The organism is Acidiferrobacter thiooxydans (genome assembly GCF_003333315.1).
GTDB classification, from domain to species: domain Bacteria; phylum Pseudomonadota; class Gammaproteobacteria; order Acidiferrobacterales; family Acidiferrobacteraceae; genus Acidiferrobacter; species Acidiferrobacter thiooxydans.
Genome location: NZ_PSYR01000002.1, coordinates 1,490,528 through 1,512,799, shown reverse-complemented (window position 1 = coordinate 1,512,799; position 22,272 = coordinate 1,490,528). Strand labels below are relative to the sequence as shown.

The window sequence follows — 22,272 nt, the reverse complement described above, 5'->3', positions numbered from 1 at the left end:
GTCCGAAAGCGTTTTTTCTCGTCCGGCAGTTGCCCGCAGGCATGGCAGCGTTGGGTGGGTTTCAGCCCCCGCGTCGGCGCCTCCCCGTACCAGGACCCAGCCTCTTCCGCTTTGGTCCTGACCATTCGGAGGAGTGCCGCCGGGGAGGCGGCCTGAATCTCGCCGTTCAGGCCCTTCTTGCGGGGACCCTCCGCCGCGGGCCATGGCCTTGACCGACAAGGTCTCGGTACCCGAAAACGTATGACGGGAACAAGCCGGTATTCTGGGGCCGCCGTTATCGCCCCCTCCCGGTGGGCGGCGCGCCCCTGTCCGTACTCAAGCCCTACATCGAACAGCAGGAACGGCCGGAATGATCGCCATGCTGGCGATAGCGCCGCTCATGGCCGGCCGCCCATTGTAGGCCACATGGCCTATGGCCGGCATTGCCGGCCGCACGGCCGGTCACCACCCCCTGAACCGCTACGCCGTTGCAGGCGGGGCACTACGGCGCGTTTTGGTAGGGGTCGAATGTGCGCCATCTTCGCTAATGCCTTTCGAAATGGCGAAATGGCCCGGTCGGGGAGGAGTGCGGGCGCTCGGGTGTCGAGCCCGCCTGACGTGAGCGCGTTGTGCCTCGATGTGGGCGTTTCGTGGCGTCCCGCCAAGAGGACAGACGGCGCGTGCCCGAACCGGGCACGCCTTCCTGTCGCACAGATAGCGTGGACCCACATCGGGGGCGTGGAGGCGCCGACGCGTCTTCGCGTCTCGTAGGGTAGCCTTTCTTTATATAAGGGGGCCGGCTTAAAGAGGGCGGGGCTTGCGACCCCCCCGGGGCCTTGGCCGACAGAGTGCGCTACAATGCCCGCGTTTTCGGGACCCAGTCATGGCGCGGGCATGGGAGGATGATGGCGGCAAGGGGCGAGGGGGCGGTTCAGGCCAGCGGTTGGGCGCGGCTAGGCGCCTATATGCGCCTCATGCGGCTGCACCGCCCGATCGGCAGCCTGCTCTTGCTGTGGCCGACGCTCTGGGCGCTGTGGCTCGCCGGCCGGGGCCATCCGCGCCCGGTCTTGGTCGTGGTATTCGTGGCGGGCGTGTTCATCATGCGTTCCGCGGGCTGCGTCATCAACGACTATGCGGACCGCGATTTCGACCCCCACGTGTGGCGTACCCGCGAGCGCCCGATCGCCTCCGGGGAGGTCGGCCCGCGCGCCGCACTCGTCTTGTTCGCGGGTCTCTGTCTGCTCGCCGCCATGCTCGCGGTGTGGCTCAACACCTTCACCATCGAGCTCGCGTTCGGGGCCGTGGTGCTTGCTGCGAGCTATCCGTTCTTCAAGCGCTTTACGTCTCTCCCGCAGGTCTACCTGGGGCTCGCCTTCGGTTGGGGTATCCCCATGGCGTTTGCCGCCGAGACCGGTCATATCCCGCCGGTGGCCTGGGTGTTGCTGGCCGCCAATGTGGCGTGGACGGTCGCCTACGATACCGCGTACGCCATGGCCGACCGCGACGATGATCTGAAGATCGGCGTCAAATCGAGCGCCATATTGTTCGGGCGCTGGGACCGGGCCATGGTAGCCTTGAGCCACGCCATCGCATTGGGGCTTTTGTATCAGGTCGGAGTGATGGCGCATCTCGGCCCTGTGTACGATGCCGGGCTGGGGCTCGCCCTGGGGTTTGCGCTCTATGAGCAGCGCCTGTTGCGCGACCGCCGGCCCGTGGATTGCTTTCGGGCCTTTCTCAACAACAACTGGTTCGGCGGCAGTGTCTTTGTGGGCCTGGTCGCCGCTTATCTCGGGAGGTCATTGTGAAGCTCTATGGTCATGCCACGTCGCCTTATGTGCGCAAGGTACGCATCGCCCTGCGCGAAAAGAACATCCGTTTCGAGTGGATCCAGGAGAGCCCGCATGATGCCGGCAACCGCATCGTAGCGTTGAATCCGCTCGGCAAGGTCCCGGTCCTGGAGACCGACGATGGTCGGGTCTTGTTCGACTCGGCGTTGCTCATCGAGTATATCGATACCCTCACGCCCGAGCGATTGATCCCGGCTGGGCCGTCCGAGCGCCTGCAGGCCTTGTTGTGGAACACGCTCGGCATCGGCGTGGTCGATGCCACGGTCGCCCGTCTCCTGGAAGACAGGCGTCCGGCCGCCGAGAAATCGCGGGACTTCATCGTTCGCCAAGAGGACAAGATCGCGCGCGCGCTCGCCTGGGCGGACAAGGCCGATCGGGGCGATGCCTATCTCGTGGCGGAGCGCTTTAGTATCGCCGATCTCGGATTGGCGCTGGCCCTCGAATATATCGATTTTCGTTATCCGCACGACTGGCGCAGCAAGCACCCGCGGCTTGCGCGTTGGCTCGCGGGCATCAGTACGCGTGGCTCGTTCGCCGAGACCGTGCCTCCCGGGATGGAGAAGGCCCTCGACGCGCCACACTGACGGCGGCCCATGATCGCACCGGCCCTCCTGCTTGCGGCCTTGCCGGTCATTCTTGTCGGCGCCGAGCTTTTCACGAACGCGATCGAGCATGTGGGTGCGGCGTTCGGGGTGTCAGAGGGCGTGACCGGATCGCTGCTCGCGGCCGTGGGCACGGCCCTGCCGGAGACCGCCGTACCCCTGCTCGGCTCCCTGCATCCCGGGGCCGGCGAGCGCTTGGCGGTGGGAGCGGTGCTCGGCGCGCCCCTCATGCTCTCGACCCTGACGATGGGTGTCATGGGCGCTGCCGCTTGGCAAAGCCGCGGGCCGACGGCCGCCCTCACCCCGGAACGCGCGGGGCTTAAGCGCGATCTCGATTGGTTCCTCACGCTCTTCATGCTGGCCCTGGGGGGGCTTTTTCTCCCCCGGGGCCTGTGGCGGCAGGCATTGGCCGCGATCCTGGTGGCCGGTTATGTCGGCTATGTGACGGTGACGCTGCGTGCCTCCGGCGCGCTCGTGGCCGCCGGCCATGAGACCGCTGCCCGCACCCGCCTGCACCTGGCGCGGCGGGCACTGAAGCGTCTGCCGGGCCTGCGCTATATCCAGTTACTGTTGGGTCTGGCCGGCATCCTCGCCGGCGCCCAGGGCTTCGTGGTGGGTATCGAGGGACTGGGCCGGCTGCTCGATGTCCCGGTGCTCGTGCTGGCACTCGTCATCGTGCCGATCGCGACCGAGCTTCCCGAGAAGATCAATAGCGTTTTGTGGGTCAGGCGTCGCCAGGACACCCTGGCATTTGGCAACATCACCGGCGCGCTCGTGTTTCAGGGCAGCCTGTTGCCGGCCCTCGGGCTTACGCTCACGCCGTGGCGCCCGAGCACGCTTTTGCTCGTCACCATGCTGATCACGATGGCCGGGGTGGGCTTGCTGCGCCTGCGCCTGCGCGGCGCGACCGCGATCCGCCCTTATCACCTAGCGGCGGGCGGCCTTCTCTATACCGCCTTTCTCGGCTATCTTCTCGCGGCATGAGCCTCTATGCCGTGTTCGGCCACCCCATAGACCATAGCTTGTCACCGCGTATTCACGAGGCCTTCGGCGCCCTGACCGGCCGCCTCGTGCATTACGAGCGCCGCGAGGCCCATCCCGGCGGCCTGGCGCAGGCGCTGGCGGCGTTCGCCGCTGAAGGCGGACGCGGGGCGAATATCACCGTCCCCGTGAAGGGCGAGGCCTTCACCCTGGCCGCGCGCGTCACGGCGCGGGCCGCCCGGGCGCGGGCCGTCAATACCCTGTCATGGGACAACGGGGCGTGGGTCGGGGACAATACCGACGGCATAGGCCTCGTGCGCGATCTGACCGTGAACCACGGCTGGTCGTTGCCGGATCGCCGGGTGCTGCTCATAGGCGCAGGCGGCGCCGCCCAGGGTATCGTAGGCCCCCTGCTCGATGCCGGGATCGCGATCCTCGCCATATCCAACCGCACACCCGCGCGCGCCCAGGGGTTGGTCTGGGCCTGCGCGGACGCGCGCGTGCGCTTGGCGGCCGCCGGAGGCGCTGCGGGGTCGCGTTATGATCTGGTGATCAATGCCACCGCCGCCGGCCTTTCCGGGGGTTTGCCTGCACCTCTCGATGCCGTTTTCGAGGACGCCATCGTCTATGACCTGATGTATGGCCCCAAGGCCCGGGCGTTCCTGTCCCATGCGCGTGCCCACGGGGCGCGGGAGGTGGCGGACGGCCTGGGTATGCTCGTCGAGCAGGCGGCCGAGTCCTTCCTTCTATGGCACGGGGTGCGCCCGCCCACGCCATCCGTATTGGAGCGGCTGCGCACCGAGGTCGACGCGCGCTAGCCGGCCCTGGGTGTTCTCGGGGGAGGCGGAAGGATTCGAGGGTGTGGCGGGTCGTGATAGAGTAGCCCCGATATCATTCAGGGACCACTGATGGCGAACGACAATCCCCTGCTGGATCTCGACGGCCTCCCGAGATTCGCCCACATAGAGCCGAGTCAGGTCGCGCCGGCCCTCGACGTCATGCTAGACGAGACGCGCGCGACGGTCGAGGCGCGCTTGTCACGCGCCCCGGGGCCCGGCTGGGATGATGCGGTAGGCCCGCTCGAGGCGGCGGAGACGCGCCTCAAGCGCTTCTGGTCACCGGTGGCGCATTTGAATGCCGTAGCTGACAGCGCGGCATTGCGCGAGGCCTACAATGCCGGTCTGGGCCGCCTGACGAGCTACCAGACCGGCTATGCCCAGGACGAGCGCGTCTACCGCGCCTATCAGGCAGTCGCCGATGGGCCGGACTTCGCGGGCCTGAGCGAGGCCCGCCGCAAGGTCGTGACGAACGCCCTACGCGACATGCGCCTGTCGGGCGTGGCCCTGCCGGCCGCCCCCAAGGCGCGTTTCAAGGCCATCCAAGAGCGACTCTCCGAACTCACGAGCCGCTTCGAGCAGAACGTCCTGGACGCCACCGACACCTTCAGTCTGATCATTGAGGATGAGGCGCGACTGCAAGGCATTCCGGCCTCGGTGCTCGCGCAGGCGCGCGCCGAGGCGCAGAGGCGGGGGCGCGACGGCTTCCTGCTTACGTTGCAGGCCCCAAGCTATGTGCCGGTCATGACCTACGCCCAGGACCGCGCGCTGCGTCGGCAGCTCTACGAGGCCTATGTCACGAGGGCCTCGCAGGCCGGGGGCGGGCGTTACGACAACACTACCCTGACCGATGAGATCCTGGTGTTGCGCCAAGAGGCGGCGGCGCTCCTCGGCTACCCCCATTACGCCGATTATTCGTTGGCGACCAAGATGGCGCGGGATGCCGCCGAGGTCGAGACCTTTCTCACTGATCTCGCCAGACGGGCACGGCCGGCGGCCTTGAAGGAACTCGCGGACCTGAAGGTCATGGCCCAGGCCGACGGAATCTCGCTGGAGGCCTGGGATACCGCCTATTATAGCGAGCGGCTGAAGGAGCGGCGTTACCAGTTCTCGGAGGAGGATCTGCGTCCTTACTTCCCGCTGCCACGGGTGCTCGAGGGGCTTTTCACCCTCACCGAGCGTCTCTATGACGTCCGCATCCGCGCGCGCCGGGACATCGAGGTCTGGCACCCGGACGTGCTCTTCTACGAAATCACGGATCCCGATGGCGCCTCGCGCGCGCAGTTCTACCTGGATCTCTATGCGCGCGAGCGTAAGCGCGGGGGGGCATGGATGGACGAGTGCTGCGTGCGTCAGCGTCACCCCATACCCAGCCTGCCGGTCGCCTATCTCACATGCAATTTCGCGGCACCGGCCGCAGACCATCCCTCTTTGTTGCGTCACGACGAGGTCGAGACCCTGTTCCACGAGTTCGGCCACGGCCTGCATCACATGCTCACTCAGGTCGACGAGCCGGCGGTGTCGGGGATCAACGGCGTGCCCTGGGATGCAGTTGAGCTCCCCAGTCAGTTCATGGAAAACTTCTGCTGGGAGCGCGATGTCATCGACCTCATCGGCGGCCACTACCGAACCGGCGCGCCGGTCCCCGGCGATCTCTTTGCGCGGCTGCGCTCGGCGCGCACCTTCCAGGCCGCCCTACAGATGCTGCGTCAGGTGGAGTTCGCGCTGTTCGATATTCGCCTGCATGCCGGTTTCGATCCGACCACAGGATCCGTCCATGCCCTGCTCGAGGCCGTGCGCGACGAGGTGGCGGTCCTGAAGCCGCCGGCCTTCAACCGCTTCGAGAACAGCTTCACCCATATCTTTGCGGGCGGTTATGCGGCGGGCTACTATAGTTACAAGTGGGCGGAGGTCTTGTCGGCCGACGCCTTCGGCCCCTTCGAGGAACACGGTGTGTTCGATCGCGCGACCGGCCTGGCGTTCCTGCACAACATCCTGGAGCGGGGAGGCGAGGCCGATCCGCGCGAGCTGTTCGCGCGCTTCCGGGGCCGCGCGCCGTGCATAGACGCGCTGCTCAAACAGAGCGGACTTTACGAGACGGAGGAGGGCGCATGAGGCGTTGGATGGTCGCTTGGGGCACGCTAATGCTCATGGGGGCGGCGCACGCCGCCACCTTGTATCGCTGGGTAGGCCCGAATGGGGTCGTCACCTACCAAAATACCCCGCCTCCGTCCTCCGCCGCGCACGTGCGGGTGATGCATATGCGGAACCACACCTCGCCTGCGGCGGTGCGCAAGGCGGTGAGCGCCATGCACCCCGTGGTTTTGTATAGGGCGCCGCATTGCGCGCCATGCCGTCAGGTGAGCGCCTATCTCCACCGTCGCGGGGTGCCGTTTCGGGCGGTGGACGTGTCGCGCGGACAGGCGGTCCTGCGGGACATGAAGCAAAAGACCGGGTCGACGACCGTACCCACGATCATGGTCGGCAAACAGGTGCTGGTCGGCTATATCCCTTCGGCCCTGAAAAACGAACTCACGGCCGCCGGTTATCTCAAGGCCCCCAAGGATTAGCGGTGGGCGCGTGTCGTAGGCGTACGGCACGCGCCGCGCTCGCGGGCCTTGCGGCATGAAGATCGCCACCTGGAACGTCAATTCCCTGCGCGTGCGTCTGGCGCAAGTCGAGTCGTGGCTGGACGACGTCGCGCCGGATATCCTGTGTCTGCAGGAGACCAAGGTGCCGGATACGGATTTCCCGATCCAGACGTTCGTGGCGCGCGGCTATCAGGTGGTCTTCCATGGCCAGCGTACTTATAACGGTGTCGCCATTGCCGCGCGCGGGCCGCTCGCCGATGTCACTTGCGGTCTGGCGGGTTTCGCAGACGAGCAATGCCGCGCCTTAGCGGCCACCTTCCAGGGCCTGCGCGTGGCGAGCCTCTATGTCCCCAACGGCACCGCCGTCGATTCGCCCCGCTACCCCTACAAGCTCAGTTGGCTCGCCGCCCTCAAGGAGCAAAGTCGCGTGTGGCTTGCGCAAAACCCGGCCTTGGTCCTGGCGGGCGATTTCAACATCGCCCCCGAGGATCGCGATGTCTACGACCCGGCCGCCTGGGAGGGGTCGGTGCTTGTGAGCGCGCCCGAGCGGGCCGCCTTCCAGGCCCTGATCGATACGGGGCTTACGGACGCACTCGGGAGCCTGGCCGGCGAGGGCCGCGGTTTCAGCTGGTGGGATTACCGCGCGGCGGCGTTCCGGCGCGATCAAGGCCTGCGCATCGATCACATCCTTCTGGGTTCGCCGCTGGCCGCGACCTTCGTACGGGGGTTCGTGGATCGCAAGGCGCGCGCCCATCCGCGACCCTCGGATCATGCCCCGGTCGTGGTCGAGCTGGCCTGGCCGCCCGCGTAGCCTCGCAACGGGCAATCCCATCCCTATGTATCGTTATCCATACATATCGCGCTCACATTAAAGGCCTTGTCTCAAGGCCATACGCCAGCATTTATGCGGCCGCGCCCTTGGGTCGAGTGTTCCACAAACGACACATGCGCCTGAGATCCCTTATGACCAGCCCGGGATTTTCCGGATGCCAGGCTTACACTAGCGCCGCGCCCGCTTCCCGAAAGCCCCCGGACGCTCCCCTGCCTATCCCGCAAAACCCATAGGGATCAGCCTGTTAAAGAACGGACCAGGCCGCTGGCACGGTTCTTGTTAATGGTGTTGGCGTACGCCAGGCAGCGAGCCTCAAGACGCCGCCGGCGGGTCGTTCTCGAAATGGGTCATGCCAACATGAAGCGCGCTGTCCTTGTCGTCGTAGTTTCCGCAGTCCCGCTATTGGCGGCGGCCAAGGTCATGGCAGCGGATCCGCCGGCGGTCGTTAATGCCGCCTCGCTGACGGGCTCCGTGCTCGCCGGCGGCCAGGGTGTCGCCACGGTCAATGAGGCGGCAGGCGACGGCAATATCCAGGCCAACAGCGATGCCATCGCCATCGCCCACGACGGTGGCGCGGTCGCGAGGATTCATCAGCGCGTGAGCGGCTCGGTCGCCGGTGTGGGTACGGACTCCGCGCGCATAGGCGGCGCGGCGTTCGCGCGCTTTGCGGGGATACTGAACGTGAACCAGGCGGCCGGCAGCAATAACCTCGAGGCCAATCGCGTGATCATCGCGCGCTCGCTCCATCGCCTGAGCCTTGCGCAGCTCACGCATATCGCGCCGCCCATCCACCAGATCAATCACACCCGTCTGCCGGCCTCCACGGGGGTCGGCAGACGGTCACAGTCGCTGATAACGCCTTGAAGGGCGTCACCGGGATCGCCCAGGTGAGCCAGGCTGCCGGTTCGGGTAACAGCCTGAGTAACAGTGTCACGCTCAACGTATCCGCGGGCATGAGCCCATAGGGGTGCGGGGTCACCCCGATACAAAGTCGTTTTTCCGTTAACTCGTAAAGGAGAGGTGTATGGCAACTCAGTGGAAACTTCGCACCATAGTGGCGGCCGTGGGCATGGCCCTCATCGCCCCTGTGGTCGTGGCTAAGACGACCGGGCAGGCCCAGGCGACTGCCAACAGCAGTCAGAAGGCCGCCGGGTCCTTCGATTTCACCAAGGGATCGACCAATAGCGCCACGATCAACCGGCACGTCTTGCAGAATGCCACCGGCAACATCGGCGTGAACATCGCCGGCGGCAACGGCAACATGCAGGTCAACAATACCGACGTCGCGCTTGCCAACGGCGCGCTCACCAAGAAGACCAGCACGTCATCCCTGGTCGAGAATACGCAGTGGGGCAACATCTTCTCGTTCAGCCTGTCGAAGGATGTCACCAACAGCGCCTCGGCCTCGAACCACGTCCTGCAGGACGCCACCGGTAATATCGGCCTGAACGTCGCCGCCGGTGCCGACAACATGCAGGCCAACAACACCGCCCTAAGCCACGCCCTGGGCGTGCTCCCGAGCGGCCAGGCCGCGGCCACGATCGAAAGCGCCCAGATATCCGGCCCGTTCGCCTTGGCCATGGCGGGCGGCAATAACGACACGGCAAGCCTCTCAAACCACGTCCTGCAGAACGCCACCGGCAACATCGGCGCCAACATCGCCGCCGGCGACGCCAACATGCAGGGCAACAACCTTGCGGTGTCCTTCAACCGGGGCGGCCTGGACGCCTATGCCGGGGCCGGCAGCATGCAGGTCGCGGGTCTCGTGGGCGCGCTCACCATGGGCGCCGACAACGACGCGACTCTCTCAAACCACGTCCTGCAGAACGCCTCCGGCAACATCGGCGTCAACGTGGCGGCAGGCGAGCAGAACATGCAGGCAAACGGCCTGTCGGTCGCAACCGCCCAGTCCGTCTACCCGTATTCGCCGACGGCCACCACGGGCTCGAGCATCGCGCAGGTCGGCAATAGCCAAAACGGCGGCATCATTGCCGGCAGCCTCAATATCGGCTCCGACAACGACGCGACACTCTCAAACCACGTCCTGCAGAACGCCTCCGGCAACATCGGTGTGAACGCCGCGGCCGGCACGCAGAACATGCAGGCCAACAACGTGGCGGTGGCCATGAATATGGCGACCAGCTCGGGTGGCGTGGCCAACTCCAGCATCGCTAATAACCAGAATGCCGGGCCGTTTGGCGGCTCGCTCAGCCTCTTTGGCGATGACGATGCCTCCATCACCAATCACGTGCTGCAAAACGCTACCGGCAATGTGAATGTGAACGTCGCCTCTGGCGCCGACAACATGCAGGCCAATGGACTTGCCGCAACGGACAACAACGCCGGCAAGCTTGCCACCGCGGCCATCGACAACGACCAGGGGACCGAGGGCTTCTACGGGAACAGCGCGCGCCTGTCGTTCACGAAGTGGGGCAATAACAACGCCTACCTGAACGATAAGGTCCTGCAGGATGCCTCCGGGAATGTGGGGGCCAACGTTGCCGCCGGCGCGTGGAACGAGCAGGCGAACAACCTCTCGATAGCCTATGCCGCAGGCCCGGTGGCGAGCACCACGACCGCCACTGCCGCCATCGCCGACAACCAGGCGAGCAACATGGCCTTCTATCTGCCGTCTGTCGCGTTCGACAAGATGGGTGCCATGACCGCCTCGCTGTCGAATAATGTCCTGCAGAACGCCACGGGTAACATCGGCGTGAACGTGGCCTCGGGCCTGCAGAACGTGCAGGCCAACAATACCGCGCTGGCCTACGGCTGGGGTGTCGGTAACGGCGATATGGATGGCGACAACACGGGAGGTCCTGCCACGGCCGTGATCAGCGGCGTGCAGAGCTCCGGGCCCTACTCGATCGCTGTGGACAAGGGCGCGAACAACGCCGCGAGCGTGAGCAATCACGTCCTTCAGAATGCGGCCGGCAACATCGGCGCCAACGTGGCGGCGGGCCTGCAAAACATGCAGAGCAACGATCTGGCCTACGCCTTCAACCAGGCCGGCAGTAACGCCTCGGCGATGAGTAAGGTCTCGCAGGTGTCGATGGGTGCGATCGCCACGGACACGCCGGTGAGCTTCTCCACGGGCGGCGACAATGACGGTGACAACTCGGTGAGCATCCCGACGATGAACACCGCGAGCGTGGGCAATCATGTGATGCAGGATGCCGCAGGCAATGTCGGGCTGAATGTCGCGGCCGGTGCCGCCAACATGCAGCGCAACACCTTGACCATAGCGGACGCAGACTAAGGGTCCGCAGCAAGGGCGGGGGTGAAAGCCCCCGCCTGTTTTTTAAAAGGGTGGAATTATGTCGTACCGTCTTCGATTCTGGATACTCGGGCTTGCGATCCTGCCGGTATTGGCGCGGGCCGGGACGGTGGTTGTCAACGGATTCGGGGGCGTGCCGCTCATCACGCACGTCACCAGCATGCAAGGCCTCAAGTTTCGGTCGGTAGTGCGGCAACGCACCGACTACAGCTGTGGGGCGGCGGCGATAGCGACCTTGGCCGATTACGCCTACGGCCGGCATCTCACCGAGGATCAGGTGATCGTCGGGATGCTCAAGGTCAGCAACCGCAAGGTAGTACAGCAAAAGGGTTTTTCGATGTTGGATATGGCGCGTTACCTGACGCGTCTGGGGTTGCATGGGGCCGGGTACAAGGTGCCGCCGGCGTTGCTCGTGAAGCTCAGGGTCCCGGTGGTGGTGCTACTTGATATCCAGGGCTATGAGCATTTCGTGGTGTTGAAGGGGGTGGCCAATGGCCGCGCCTATCTCGCCGACCCGGCGCTTGGTAACCGCAGTATGTCCCTACGGCGCTTCGTCAAGGATTGGGATGATGTGGTGTTCATCGTCATGGGGCCGCATTACGACAAGCACACGCCGCTGCGCCGGGGGCTTAGGCCGGTGCGCGTACATGGCCTCATGGCGGCCGTGGAGCGTAACGAGACACGTAACCTGCGGGAGTTCGGCGTCATTCCCGCGACGAATTTCTAACCGGGATACCGGGATGATCAGGGTACGAAGGAGTGGTATGGGCGCGAGCGGACAGGGGATTCGGGTTCTTCAGGGTGTGGCGCGGCTGATGGCCGCCGGGGCGTTGTGCGCAACGACGGTGGCGGCACACGCTGAAACACTGCGCGGACGCGATGTCGGCCTGATAGCCGGGCACGCGCCGTTATCGGCGCACGCCCTGTCAGGTTTGCGCGGGCGCTATGTGGCCCCTGCGGGGGTCGTGTACTTCGGCCTGCAGATCGTGAGTCGCTGGACGCAGGCCAATGGCGCGGGCCTTTCCGTGGGTACCAACGTCGATCTTGGCGTCGATGGCCATGGCCATCCGCATCTGTCGGTGGGCAGTTTCTCGACCGAGACCAATGGCGATGGCGCCGCCGGTTCTGCGGGTACCGGAACGATAACCGGCAATCCGATCTCGGGTGTCGCCGGCATCGGGCAGGGTATCCAGACCACCGGCGACGGCAATGTCATAAAGAACGCCGCCGTGATCAATGTGGCCGCCGGCGCACCGGATGGATCGCCACCCCCAGGGTCTTCCGGCGCCCAGGATTTGGCCGTGACGGGCGCAGGCGGCCGGGGTAGCGTCGTGTTCAATCCGAACTCGGTGACCGTGGCCATCAATGTGCCGGGACAGGGCATCATCCAGCAGACGCTCGGGGCGCAGGGGCTCGGACAGAGCGCGCAGGTCCTGTCGAGCGCCAACAATATCCTGAATCAAATGAGCTTGAGTGTCGGTTTTGCGCGCACGGGCGGCTTTTCCGCAGCGCAGGTCGGCGCGATCCTCGGGACCATGAAGGGGCTCTGACGGACACCAGTAGGAGGCCGAGCCCCCCGTAGAGGAGGCCGGCCATGGCCACAGGAATCTTGGAATAAGGTATGTCTCGTCGATCAGCGGGGGCGGAAGGGGCGCGCAGGGGCCGTAGCGGGCCGGCAGGGCGCGCGCGTGAGAGTGGGGCGATGCGCGTCTTGGTGTTGACCGGTACGCGCCCGGACATCATCAAGAGCGCGAGTGTCGTTCACGCCCTCGAGGCCGAAGGCTGCCAGACCTTCCTTGTCCATAGCGGGCAACACGAAGGGGCGGTATCGGCGCTCTACCGGTTTCTCGAGATGCAGCCCTTTGCCGTCGTACGCCTGGGACCGCGCGGAACGCGACTGGCCGAATTGAACGCGCGGCTCCTGGATACGCTCGACCCTGTGATGGCGCGCGTGCGGCCCGATGTCGTCGTGGTCCAGGGCGACACGACAACGGCACTCGCGGGTGCACTTCTTGGGTTCTATCAGCGCGTGCCCGTGGCGCACGTCGAGGCGGGCCTGCGCTCCGGTGGCTGCGATGAGCCGTTCCCTGAAGAACTGAACCGGCGACTCATTACGCGCATCGCCACCTGGCATTTCGCGCCGACCCCGCTTGCGGTCGCGTGTTTGCGTCGCGAGGGCGTAGCGCTCAAGGCCATCACCATGACCGGCAATACCGTCGTCGATGCCGCGCTCTTTGGCTATCGTCGCCTCGGGCCGCGCGCCCCCGAGGAGTCCTACGCGCCGCGCCTCATCGTAGTCACCGCCCATCGCCGCGAGAACTGGGGCGCAGGCATCGCAGAGATCGGCCGGGGCATGCGCCGCATCGTTGAGCGCTTCGCGGACGTCTCCGTCCTCTGGCCGCTGCATGCCAATCCCGAGGCGGCGGCGGCCGTGAGGGCGGCGTGGGACGGGCTTGCTCCGGATGCCCGCGCGCGCGTGCGGCTTGTGGATCCTTTGGCCTATCCCGACATGCTGCGGGCGTTGCGCGGCGCGTGGCTGCTCGTCACCGACTCCGGCGGACTGCAGGAGGAGGCGGTGACCGCGCGCGTCCCGGTCCTGATCACCCGCCGGCAGACCGAGCGTCCGGAGGTCCTCTCGTGTGGGGCCGGCCGCCTGGTGGGCGCCGACGCCAGACGCCTGGAGGCGGAGGTCGCGCGCCTCTATCGCTCGCCTGCCAAATGGGAGGCCATGCGTCCGGCGCGCTCGCCGTTTGGGGACGGAACGGCCGGGGCGCGTATCGCCGCGGTCCTTACGAGGGCGTGGGCCACCGGCCGGCACGCCCCGCGACCTACCACTACGAACGGCCAGGCGCGCGCCGCGGTGGCGTCATGAGCGATTGGCGAAAGGGCGATTGGCGAAAGGGCGATTGGCGAGCCCTGGCCGTGCTGCTCGCCGTCTGGCTTCCCGGTGTCGCCCGCGCCCATGGATGGGTGGGTATGGGTGGCTCGTATTATCGCTTGACCCAGGGCTACGGGCGTTTCGAGGGTCTCTACGCCAAGGGCGTATGGGGCGAGGGCTCAGGCACCGTCGGGGATTGGGAGGTCGATCACGGGCGCATGTTCGGTTATGAGGAGAGCTATGGCGTTGTGGGCGTCACGCAGACCTTCGCCCCGCGCTGGTACGGCTATCTGAGCCTTGCCGGGAGCACCAATTCCGACGTCGTGCCGCAAGGGCGGGTCGATGCCAGCCTTTCCTATAAGGCGTTACCCGACAAACGTCTGGTGGTCACAGGCGGCTATACCGGCATGCGTTTTCGTGATGGTCATGATGACCGCAGTGCCTGGACGAATCTTACCGCCTATCTTCCGGGCTACTGGGTGGCGATGGCCGGGCATGATTGGGCCACAAGCAATCCCGGTTCGGTGGAGGCCCAAAGGAGTTTCGCGGCCTTCGGTTATGACCACAGTGGTCAGACTGAGTTGACCTTGCGTTATGGGTGGGGAACTGAGGCCTACCTCCCGATCGGTGCCCATGTCGCGCTCGTCGATTTTCGCAGCGAAACCGCATCCCTCACCTGGCGGCAATGGCTCGGCACCGATTGGGGTACGGACCTCTTCGTGGAGCGATTCGCAAGCCCCTATTACCGGCAAACCGGAGGATCCATCGGTGTCTTCTATCATTTTTGACGAGGGACCCAACCGGCGCCATGATGCGCGCGCCGCCGGCTGGCGGGGCGGTGTCATCCTCACCCACAGGGGCCTACGCATCATGCCCCATGAGCGCAGCCGCCAGGCACTATCCCTGCTTCTGGGCCCGATCTTCGCGCTTGCCGTGGCCTTGGCGATCCGTCCGATCATCCTCCCGCTGTGGGCGGCCATCGAGCGGTTCTGGTGTGCCCGGATGGTGCCGGCGGTGATAGTCATTCGTATGCCCTATACCCTGCCGTGGGGGACGAGTCTCGCGGTGCCAGTCCCTGACCTTGGGGCAACCGGTCCTTCGCGCGCGGCCTGGGTGACAAGTGCGGTGCTGGTGGGTGTTACGCTGTTTCTGGCCGCGCTCCTGCGCCGCCGCCATCTCCCGCTGTCGCTCGCACTCTTCACCCTGGCGGCGGTGTTTGTTGTCGGGGCCGCCGGGTTTACCCCGCTGCTTGCGCCTTTTCCGTATGTCATCCCGGGCTACATCCAGTCGATGCTGCTCATGGGCCTTGCGCTCATGTTTATGACCCCGCTCATGCTCACGGCGATCTATTACCCGCTTGACTTCAGTCTGGGCAAAAAGGTCATCCTCACGCTGCTTGCGTTAACATGGCTTGCCATCTTTCTGCCCTGCCAATTCTGTCTCCAGGCGTTTGTGATAAGCGACCTTGGTCTTATCGCCTTACCCAGCCTGTTTCTGTTAGCGGGCCTGCTGGTCGATGTCATGGGGCTCGTCGCGCTCTACGCCTGGGGCATGAGCTGGAGGCTGCGCCATGAATAAGGGACTCGTTGCGGTACCGTTCGCCAGTCACGCCTTGCCCGCGCATGCCGGATTGATAGACGTCCTTCAGCCCATCGCCTACGTCATTGTATCCCTGGTGGTCTTCTACACCGCGCGCCACCTGTTCTTTACCATGAACCGGCTCTTTGGTCGCCAGCGCCATCCCTATCTCGATATCACCCAGGCGTCATGGCCGCTTGTGACCGTCATCATACCCGCCCATAACGAGCAGCCGGTCATAGCGCACATTCTGGAACGCATGATCGTCGTCGACTATCCTAGGGACTGCCTGAAGATTCTGTGCGTCGACGACCGCTCCACCGACGCGACGCCTGCCATTCTGGATGAGTTTGCCGCTCGCTACCCCGATCGTGTTCAGGTCCTGCACAGGCCTCCCGACGCGCCGCCCGGCAAGGCCGCCGCGCTCGTTGATACCACCGCGCACCTTGCGGGCGATATCGCGCTCATCTTCGATGCCGACTACCTTCCCGGTCCGGGACTCGTCAAACAACTCGTGGCGCCGTTCTTCGACCCCGAGGTCGGCGCTGTCATGGGTCGCGTCGTTCCCTACAACAGCGGCACGAATCTGCTGACGCATCTCCTGGAGCTGGAGCGTGCGGGCGGCTATCAGGTCGATCAGCAGGCGCGCGCCAACCTGCGTCTGATCCCGCAGTTTGGCGGTACCGTCGGCGGTGTCCGGGTGAGCGCCTTGCGCGCTATCGGCGGCTGGGACCCCCATGCCCTGGCCGAGGACACCGACATCACCTATCGGCTCGCCATCGCCGGCTGGAAGATCGCCTACCAGAATCGCTCGGAATGTTACGAAGAGGTCGTGGAGTCGTGGCCTGCACGCTACCGCCAGTTGCGGCGCTGGTCGCGGGGGCACAATCAGGTCCTGTTTCGCCATCTGCTGCCGCTTTTGCGTTCGCCGCATGTGGCGCGCCGGGAACGCATCGACGGCGCGCTCTTGCTCGGCATTTACGCCATGGCGCCCGTACTCCTCGTCGGGTGGCTCGTGCTCTATCTCCTATGGTTATGCGGCGACAATGGCGGCGGCCTTTTGCTCATGCTGGCGGTGGTGAGTTACGGGACTTTTGGCAATGCCGCGGCGTTCTACGAGATTGCCGCGGCATTGCGTCTGGACGGGGAGCGCGACAAGGTAAAGGGCGTACCGCTCATCCTGATCGGGTTCTTCGTCTCCACCTACGCGGCCACCGCCGGGTTCCTGGCGGCCATCGGCGATATGTTGCGGCCTGGTCGCATCCATTGGCACAAGACACCCCGCTACCGTGATCACACGGCGGCCGCCCCCGACCCGGCGCCGCCGCCCCGCCCTTGAGGAGAAGGCCATGCTGATCCTGTTCATCGCCGTGACGACCATCCTGTTCATGCTCCCGTTCGCCCCGACCGCGGGCCTGTTTCTACGTCGCCGCCAGGCCCTCGGGCCCTCTCCATTGTCCGAGGGCGCTTATGCGCCGGATCACTTCGCACGCAATCTCATCGCAAAGCTGCGCGCGCGTGCCGCGTTGATCGCGCAGCCTTTGATCACGGTGTTCGAATATCGCTTGGATGGCGAGCCGCTTTTGATCCTGCCGGCGTCCATGCGCCGGGTGCCTTCGGAGTGCGCCACGAAGATGAGCTATGCCTTGGCGGACGCCGTTTTGCCGACAGCCCTCCCATGTGACAAAGAGATTGCGGCGGAGGGATCTTTGCTCACGGGAGGAAACGCCAGCTATCGCGCCCTGTATGCGGCCGACACCTTGCATATAGGCGGAAATTCCACGGTCATTCGCTGGTGCCACGCGGATACCCACTTGAAAGTCGACAAAGGTTGCCGGATACTCGGTCGGGCATCGGCCAACAAAACGATAAAAGTCGACGCGCCATGCCTGTTCATGACTCTGACGGCCCCGACCATTCTGATCGGGTCCGCGGAACCACGGATGGGCGGCGCCAAGACGGGGGATTTGGCATCGGCGACCGGCACGGATCACGTGGCCCGCGAGCCGGTGTCGCTGGCCGCGGGGACAAGACTGCGTGGATCGATCAAGGCGTACGGGCAGCTGTGCGTGGGCGCCGAGAGCGTCATTGAAGGGGCGCTCGTGTGCGAGGGTGATATCGTCATAGGGCCAGGCTGCCTGATATGGGGTCCGATAGTGGCCGAGGGCGATGTGCGCATCGCCGAGGGCTGCGAGGTCGGGCGCCCGGATGATCCGGGATCGGTGGTCGGCGAGGATATCGAGATCGTCGCCCCCGCCGTGATCCACGGGGCCGTGCATGCGCGTCATAATGGAATCGTTACAGAAATGTAAAGAATAACAATACTATAAATGGCTTTGGGATCCGGTAGGGCGGGTAGCCCCCGATCCCCACCACGCGAGCTTAAGGAGTATCACTGTGCGCACGCGATCCTATCGTCCCATTTTCGTGGCTCTTGCCGTGGTATGCGCTGGGACCCCACAGGCCTGGGCAGGGACATCGTCTCCCGGTCCGCTCGATGTCCAACACAAACCCGGCGCCCAGGAGAGCGTGCAGGCCGTCTATCGCCAGCAAAACGCCCTGTTCAAGGCCGGACAATGGATCCTTCAGCCTGGGGTCAGTTACGCCTACTCGGACAGCAACTCGCTGACCCTGAATGGATTTCTGGCCCTGGGGGCGATCTTTCTCGGACAGATCAATGTGAGCAAGGTGCAAAGCAACATCGAGACCTTGTCGCTGCAGACCAGCTACGCCCCTACGAATGACCTCGAGCTGTCGGTGACCGTGCCCTACCTGGCCCGGCAGAGTACGTATGTATCGGTGGGCGCCAATAGCTCGAGCCTGCAGGCAAGTCAGCAGGACGTGACCAACAAGGGCCAGATCGGGGATGCCAGCGCCGCCCTGTACTATCAAATATCGGGAAGCAGCGGAGGGGGCGCGACCATCTGGAACCTGACCGCCAAGGCGCCGACCGGACGCGGGCCTTACGGCATTCCGGTGGTGACTCAACCCCAAAACAACAATCTGAGTTACCCACAGTCCTTGCCGACGGGCAACGGGGTATGGTCGGTATCGACGGGGCTATCGTTCATAAAGCCCGTCAGTCCGGCCATCCTCTTTGGAAGCGTGAACTACACCTACAATATCCCGCGCAGCTTCGGCAACATCTCGAGTACCACGACACCCCAACCAGGACAGGTTGCCGGCGGCAATTCCGTGAGCTTCGGGGGCGGTACCGCCTTTGCGCTCAATCGGCGCGTGAGTCTCACACTGTCCATGGCCGAGACGCTCATCGCCGAGACCCGTATAAAGCCCGCGGGCGGCCCCTGGCAGGCGGTGGTCGGCAGCAGTGGCAACGCCGCGGTGTTGAATCTGGGCATGTCCTATGCCGACAGCCGCCGGGTGACGATTGTCACGAACGTGGCCGTGGGACTGACCAAGGATGCCCCCAATATCGATCTCAGCGTGACGGTGCCGACGACGTTTTGACGATCCGGGGCGCGCCGGGGACCCAGACGGTGGCCTCGCGGTCACGGGCCACGCTATTCGATGCCGGCGTTGCGAGGGCCGGATACCCAAAGGGGCGCCCGGGGGCGCCGCGGGCTTGCGTGTGACCGTGTCGTGGCGATTCGGACGGGCCCAGTCCCGGTTTGGGAAGGGAGGAAGGAGACAAGATGCCAGAAGCGAAGCACAATACCGATACCGAACAGTTCGGGTTTCGTGTCGGGCCGGGGGCCGAACCCCGCACGCTGCTCGTCTATTGCGCCGCCAAGACCCTGCCGTTCCGCGAATCCGACATCACAAGCCAAGGGTGGACCCTGACGCGTGTCGGGGCGTGGGGGGCGGCGCGTTCCCATATGGACCGTCTGGGTGCCGGCGTCGGCATCGTGTGTCTTCAGGACACCAGCGAAAAGGCGGTCGCTGATGCCGAAGCCCTGCTCGGCTATGGCCACAATCGCTTTCGGTGGATCGCGATCCTCGACCTCGCGTTCCTAAAAAGCGCGGTCGCCAATCATCTCATCAGTGAGTGCTGTCTCGACTTCCATGTGGTGCCAGTGGATGTGCCACGGCTTTTGCATAGTCTCGGTCACGCCCTGGGGATGGCGCGCTTAAGCCGTAACCGCGCCAACGGTCTTTCGGAAAACCGCGTTGAAAAGAACGTCATAGGCGCGAGTCAGGCGATGAAGGCGACCGTTCAGCGGATCGCCAAGATCAGCCAATCGGACGCGCCGGTTTTGATTCAGGGTGAGACCGGCACCGGCAAGGAGCTCTGCGCGCTGGCGGTCCACGCCCATTCGGCGCGTAGCACGCGCCCGTTCGTGGCAGTCAATTGCGGGGCGCTGCCCGACAAGTTGATTCAATCGGAGCTCTTAGAGATGGACCCCAATTCTTGGACACTAGCTTAGGTGATTATCTGCCCTTACAGTAACGCAACAAGGAGCAGAAATCCTATGAGCAAGACACGACGCAATCACGCCCCGCAGTTCAAGGCCAAGGTGGCCCTTGAGGCCCTGGCCGGGGAAAAGACTATCCATGAGATCGCAGCCAAACACCAGGTCCATCCGAACCAGGTGACCCAGTGGCGCCGGCAGTTGATCGACCAGGCGGCGAGCATTTTCGGCAAGCCCACGGGGACGACACCCACCAGCGATCGCGAGGCCTTGCTGGCCAAGATTGGAGAGCTTACGGTCCAGAACGATTTTTTCGCACGAGTGCTCGGCAAATGACCACGGCTGAGAGACTCCAACGGGTCGAGCGCGAGAATCCGGTGGTGCCGATCGCACGCCAATGCGCGTGGCTTGGCGTGCCCCGCTCGAGCGTGTATTACCAGGGGAGACCTGTGGTCTCCGAGGACGATCTGGCGCTCATGAAGCGGCTCGATGCCCTCCACCTCCAGCATCCCTTCCTGGGCTCGCGGCGCCTGCGGGACCGGCTCGAGCGCGACGGCGTGTTCGTAAACCGCAAGCGCATCCAGCGGCTCATGCAGGTCATGGGGATCAAGACCCTGTACCCCAGGCGCAAGACCAGCGCCCCGGGTCCGGGTCATCGCATTTATCCCTATCTTTTGCGAGGCATGACCATCACCCGGCCCAACCAGGTCTGGTGTGCGGACGTGACCTACATCCCCATGGCCCGGGGCTTTTGCTATCTCGTCGCCATCATGGACTGGGCCACGCGTGCGGTGCTCTCCTGGCGGCTGGCCACCACCCTGGAGGCCGACTCCTGTGTCGAGGCCCTGGAGGAGGCCCTGGAGCTCTATGGGGCCCCGCAGATCTTCAACACCGACCAAGGGGCGCAATTCACCTCCGAGGCCTTCACAGACGTCCTGAAGGCCCACACGATCGACATCAGCATGGACGGCAAAGGCTGCTGGCGTGACAACGTGTTCGTCGAGCGGTTGTGGCGCTCTGTCAAGTATGAGGAGGTGTATCTCAAGGCCTATGCATCGATACCTGAAGCACGGGCCTCTCTTGCAAAATACTTCCATTTCTATAATCATGAGAGGCCTCATCAAGCACTGGATCGACGGACACCGTGGGAGGCTTACACCACAGCGTCCTGGGATCTAGCCGCTTGACCAACCCGGCAGATAATCCACCTAAGGATCGGGAGATTCTGTCCAGGGGTTGGGGTCCATCTCACTTCGGCCACGAAAAGGGCGCGTTCACGGGTGCGCATCAGCGCAAGATCGGGCGTATCGAGGCGGCCGAGGGTGGTACGCTTTTTTTAGACGAGATCGGCGACCTGTCGCTCGATCTCCAGGTGAACCTTTTACGGGTCTTGCAGGGCGGGACCTATGAGCGCGTGGGGGGCACCGAGACCCTGCGCGCCGATATCCGCGTCATCGCTGCCACGCATGTCGATATGGAAAAGGCGGTGGGCGAGAAGCGGTTTCGCGAAGACCTCTATTATCGCTTGAACGTGCTGAATCTGGATGTGCCGCCACTGCGCAGTCGCGACGGCGATGTGGTGCTGCTCGCCCGCCACTGGTTCGACATGTTTGCCGCGGAGAGAAACCCGCAGGTGCGCGGCTTTAGCCGCGATGCCTTCGCGGCCCTGAGCCGGCACCATTGGCCCGGCAACGTGCGCGAACTCATAAATCGGGTCCGGCGCGCGATGGTGATGTGCGAGCGCCAACTCATCGGGCCCGAAGACCTCGGTCTCGAACATGTCGGGCCCCACCGCGACATTCCGGTCGAGGAGACCTTGGCCGAGGCGCGTGAACGGGCCGAGCGCGAGGCCATCTGCGAGGCCGTCGACAGAAGCGCGGGAAATCTGTCGCGCGCGGCGCGATCGCTCGGGATTTCGCGCGTGACGCTCTATCGCCTGCTCGACAAATATCAGATTCCCCATCGTCTACCGCGGAACTGAAGCCGCCCATGGCTGCCCGCGGGTGGGGCTAGGGGCATTGTGATGAATCCGTACCCCCGCGTGAGTGCTCCCGCGGGTGTGGCCCATCTCCTCTCATAGAACGCCATGGCCCGTTGTGCCGAGGTCGATGGACGCCCAAACCCTCGCGGGCCTGCCAGTCCACGAGCCGGGCGTCGATACCCATGGCCGCCGCAGGTGGCGCCGGCATGTCTTCCGGCGGGATTATGCCCTGCGAGACCCAGGCGGCCGCCATAACGGACATCAAGACTGCGTCGGGCGCTGAAAAGCCTGTCGGGATGGGTATCGAGCAATACCGGCCCATGACCCAGAGGGCCTCGTGGGGTGCCGACAACGGCAAAGATGGCGGAAGGGTTGGGGCGCGCGCGGCGCGGTCGACCGGGATCGTCGGCGTTTCCGGCCAGTAACCCTGGGTTGCAGTCCGCAGATAGGATAGGCGCCCGCTCAAATAAAGGGGTTCGGCGAGCGCGTAGCGCTGGCCCGTGTTGGTTCCGCGTCCCAC

The 22,272-nt window shown here is 64.9% G+C and carries 20 protein-coding genes and 1 pseudogene; all 21 read left to right on the top strand.

The features are described from left to right. Positions 1-881: 881 nt before the first annotated feature. Positions 882-1,784, top strand: a complete 903-nt coding sequence (ubiA, locus tag C4900_RS14390) for a 4-hydroxybenzoate octaprenyltransferase (RefSeq protein WP_218060347.1) — start codon at positions 882-884, stop codon at positions 1,782-1,784. Then, a complete protein-coding gene (locus C4900_RS14385) occupies positions 1,781-2,410 on the top strand; it encodes a glutathione S-transferase N-terminal domain-containing protein (protein ID WP_065968945.1) in 630 nt (209 codons plus the stop codon). Before ubiA ends, C4900_RS14385 begins: the two co-directional genes overlap by 4 nt. Before the next feature lie 9 nt (positions 2,411-2,419). Beyond that, a complete protein-coding gene (locus tag C4900_RS14380; protein WP_065968944.1) occupies positions 2,420-3,412 on the top strand; it encodes a sodium:calcium antiporter in 993 nt (330 codons plus the stop codon). Then, positions 3,409-4,227 carry a shikimate dehydrogenase gene (aroE, locus tag C4900_RS14375; protein ID WP_065968943.1) on the top strand — a complete coding sequence of 273 codons (819 nt, stop codon included), beginning with the start codon at positions 3,409-3,411 and terminating at the stop codon, positions 4,225-4,227. Before C4900_RS14380 ends, aroE begins: the two co-directional genes overlap by 4 nt. Before the next feature lie 90 nt (positions 4,228-4,317). Further along, positions 4,318-6,360: a M3 family metallopeptidase gene (locus C4900_RS14370; RefSeq protein WP_065968942.1), complete on the top strand. Its 2,043-nt coding sequence runs from the start codon at positions 4,318-4,320 to the stop codon at positions 6,358-6,360. Beyond that, positions 6,357-6,815 (top strand): glutaredoxin family protein, encoded by a 459-nt coding sequence (locus C4900_RS14365; RefSeq protein WP_083995620.1) that lies wholly within the window; start codon positions 6,357-6,359, stop codon positions 6,813-6,815. The genes C4900_RS14370 and C4900_RS14365 overlap by 4 nt, the downstream gene beginning before the upstream one ends. Before the next feature lie 55 nt (positions 6,816-6,870). After that, positions 6,871-7,647, top strand: a complete 777-nt coding sequence (locus C4900_RS14360; RefSeq protein ID WP_114283319.1) for an exodeoxyribonuclease III — start codon at positions 6,871-6,873, stop codon at positions 7,645-7,647. Positions 7,648-8,025: 378 nt separating this feature from the next. Beyond that, entirely contained in the window at positions 8,026-8,532 is a 507-nt protein-coding gene (locus C4900_RS14355; RefSeq protein WP_147267200.1) for a hypothetical protein, read from the top strand. 160 nt (positions 8,533-8,692) lie between these two features. Beyond that, positions 8,693-10,927 carry a beta strand repeat-containing protein gene (locus tag C4900_RS14350; protein WP_141689179.1) on the top strand — a complete coding sequence of 745 codons (2,235 nt, stop codon included), beginning with the start codon at positions 8,693-8,695 and terminating at the stop codon, positions 10,925-10,927. Between the two features lie 58 nt (positions 10,928-10,985). Next, entirely contained in the window at positions 10,986-11,672 is a 687-nt protein-coding gene (locus C4900_RS14345) for a C39 family peptidase (protein WP_114283317.1), read from the top strand. 37 nt (positions 11,673-11,709) lie between these two features. Continuing rightward, entirely contained in the window at positions 11,710-12,495 is a 786-nt protein-coding gene (locus tag C4900_RS14340; protein WP_065968936.1) for a hypothetical protein, read from the top strand. 152 nt (positions 12,496-12,647) lie between these two features. Continuing rightward, positions 12,648-13,817, top strand: a complete 1,170-nt coding sequence (gene wecB / locus C4900_RS14335; RefSeq protein WP_170132551.1) for a non-hydrolyzing UDP-N-acetylglucosamine 2-epimerase — start codon at positions 12,648-12,650, stop codon at positions 13,815-13,817. Then, positions 13,814-14,611 (top strand): YaiO family outer membrane beta-barrel protein, encoded by a 798-nt coding sequence (locus C4900_RS14330; RefSeq protein WP_170132550.1) that lies wholly within the window; start codon positions 13,814-13,816, stop codon positions 14,609-14,611. Before wecB ends, C4900_RS14330 begins: the two co-directional genes overlap by 4 nt. Next, positions 14,592-15,401, top strand: a complete 810-nt coding sequence (locus C4900_RS14325; protein WP_114283314.1) for a hypothetical protein — start codon at positions 14,592-14,594, stop codon at positions 15,399-15,401. Before C4900_RS14330 ends, C4900_RS14325 begins: the two co-directional genes overlap by 20 nt. Continuing rightward, positions 15,394-16,740: a glycosyltransferase family 2 protein gene (locus C4900_RS14320; protein WP_114283313.1), complete on the top strand. Its 1,347-nt coding sequence runs from the start codon at positions 15,394-15,396 to the stop codon at positions 16,738-16,740. Before C4900_RS14325 ends, C4900_RS14320 begins: the two co-directional genes overlap by 8 nt. A 10-nt stretch (positions 16,741-16,750) precedes the next feature. Beyond that, positions 16,751-17,713, top strand: a complete 963-nt coding sequence (locus tag C4900_RS14315) for an LbetaH domain-containing protein (protein ID WP_147267199.1) — start codon at positions 16,751-16,753, stop codon at positions 17,711-17,713. A gap of 85 nt (positions 17,714-17,798) precedes the next feature. Further along, entirely contained in the window at positions 17,799-18,869 is a 1,071-nt protein-coding gene (locus C4900_RS14310; RefSeq protein ID WP_114283311.1) for a transporter, read from the top strand. 185 nt (positions 18,870-19,054) lie between these two features. Further along, the gene (locus C4900_RS14305; RefSeq protein WP_114283310.1) at positions 19,055-19,786 is read left to right on the top strand and encodes a VpsR-related response regulator; all 732 of its coding nucleotides are present in this window, start codon (positions 19,055-19,057) and stop codon (positions 19,784-19,786) included. A gap of 45 nt (positions 19,787-19,831) precedes the next feature. Further along, a protein-coding gene (locus tag C4900_RS14300; protein ID WP_114282476.1) for an IS3 family transposase occupies positions 19,832-20,958 on the top strand; the annotation gives its coding sequence in 2 pieces (ribosomal slippage) (positions 19,832-20,093 and positions 20,093-20,958; 1,128 coding nt in all). Between the two features lie 65 nt (positions 20,959-21,023). Next, positions 21,024-21,752 (top strand): annotated as a pseudogene (locus tag C4900_RS14295) (sigma 54-interacting transcriptional regulator); the annotation flags it as partial. Positions 21,753-21,976: 224 nt separating this feature from the next. Further along, complete coding sequence (locus C4900_RS14290; RefSeq protein WP_141689215.1) at positions 21,977-22,177, top strand: hypothetical protein; 201 nt, start codon at positions 21,977-21,979, stop codon at positions 22,175-22,177. Positions 22,178-22,272 lie beyond the last annotated feature (95 nt).

Bases quoted from the DNA above. Each gene is read 5' to 3' on its own strand.
- C4900_RS14365 (WP_083995620.1), top strand. From the start codon at position 6,357: ATGAGGCGTTGGATGGTCGCTTGGGGCACGCTAATGCTCATGGGGGCG.
- C4900_RS14320 (WP_114283313.1), top strand. From the start codon at position 15,394: ATGAATAAGGGACTCGTTGCGGTACCGTTCGCCAGTCACGCCTTGCCC.
- C4900_RS14305 (WP_114283310.1), top strand. From the start codon at position 19,055: ATGCCAGAAGCGAAGCACAATACCGATACCGAACAGTTCGGGTTTCGT.
- C4900_RS14370 (WP_065968942.1), top strand. From the start codon at position 4,318: ATGGCGAACGACAATCCCCTGCTGGATCTCGACGGCCTCCCGAGATTC.
- C4900_RS14290 (WP_141689215.1), top strand. From the start codon at position 21,977: ATGCCCTGCGAGACCCAGGCGGCCGCCATAACGGACATCAAGACTGCG.
- C4900_RS14360 (WP_114283319.1), top strand. From the start codon at position 6,871: ATGAAGATCGCCACCTGGAACGTCAATTCCCTGCGCGTGCGTCTGGCG.
- aroE (WP_065968943.1), top strand. From the start codon at position 3,409: ATGAGCCTCTATGCCGTGTTCGGCCACCCCATAGACCATAGCTTGTCA.
- C4900_RS14380 (WP_065968944.1), top strand. From the start codon at position 2,420: ATGATCGCACCGGCCCTCCTGCTTGCGGCCTTGCCGGTCATTCTTGTC.
- wecB (WP_170132551.1), top strand. From the start codon at position 12,648: ATGCGCGTCTTGGTGTTGACCGGTACGCGCCCGGACATCATCAAGAGC.
- C4900_RS14345 (WP_114283317.1), top strand. From the start codon at position 10,986: ATGTCGTACCGTCTTCGATTCTGGATACTCGGGCTTGCGATCCTGCCG.
- C4900_RS14315 (WP_147267199.1), top strand. From the start codon at position 16,751: ATGCTGATCCTGTTCATCGCCGTGACGACCATCCTGTTCATGCTCCCG.
- ubiA (WP_218060347.1), top strand. From the start codon at position 882: ATGATGGCGGCAAGGGGCGAGGGGGCGGTTCAGGCCAGCGGTTGGGCG.
- C4900_RS14340 (WP_065968936.1), top strand. From the start codon at position 11,710: ATGGGCGCGAGCGGACAGGGGATTCGGGTTCTTCAGGGTGTGGCGCGG.
- C4900_RS14330 (WP_170132550.1), top strand. From the start codon at position 13,814: ATGAGCGATTGGCGAAAGGGCGATTGGCGAAAGGGCGATTGGCGAGCC.
- C4900_RS14350 (WP_141689179.1), top strand. From the start codon at position 8,693: ATGGCAACTCAGTGGAAACTTCGCACCATAGTGGCGGCCGTGGGCATG.
- C4900_RS14355 (WP_147267200.1), top strand. From the start codon at position 8,026: ATGAAGCGCGCTGTCCTTGTCGTCGTAGTTTCCGCAGTCCCGCTATTG.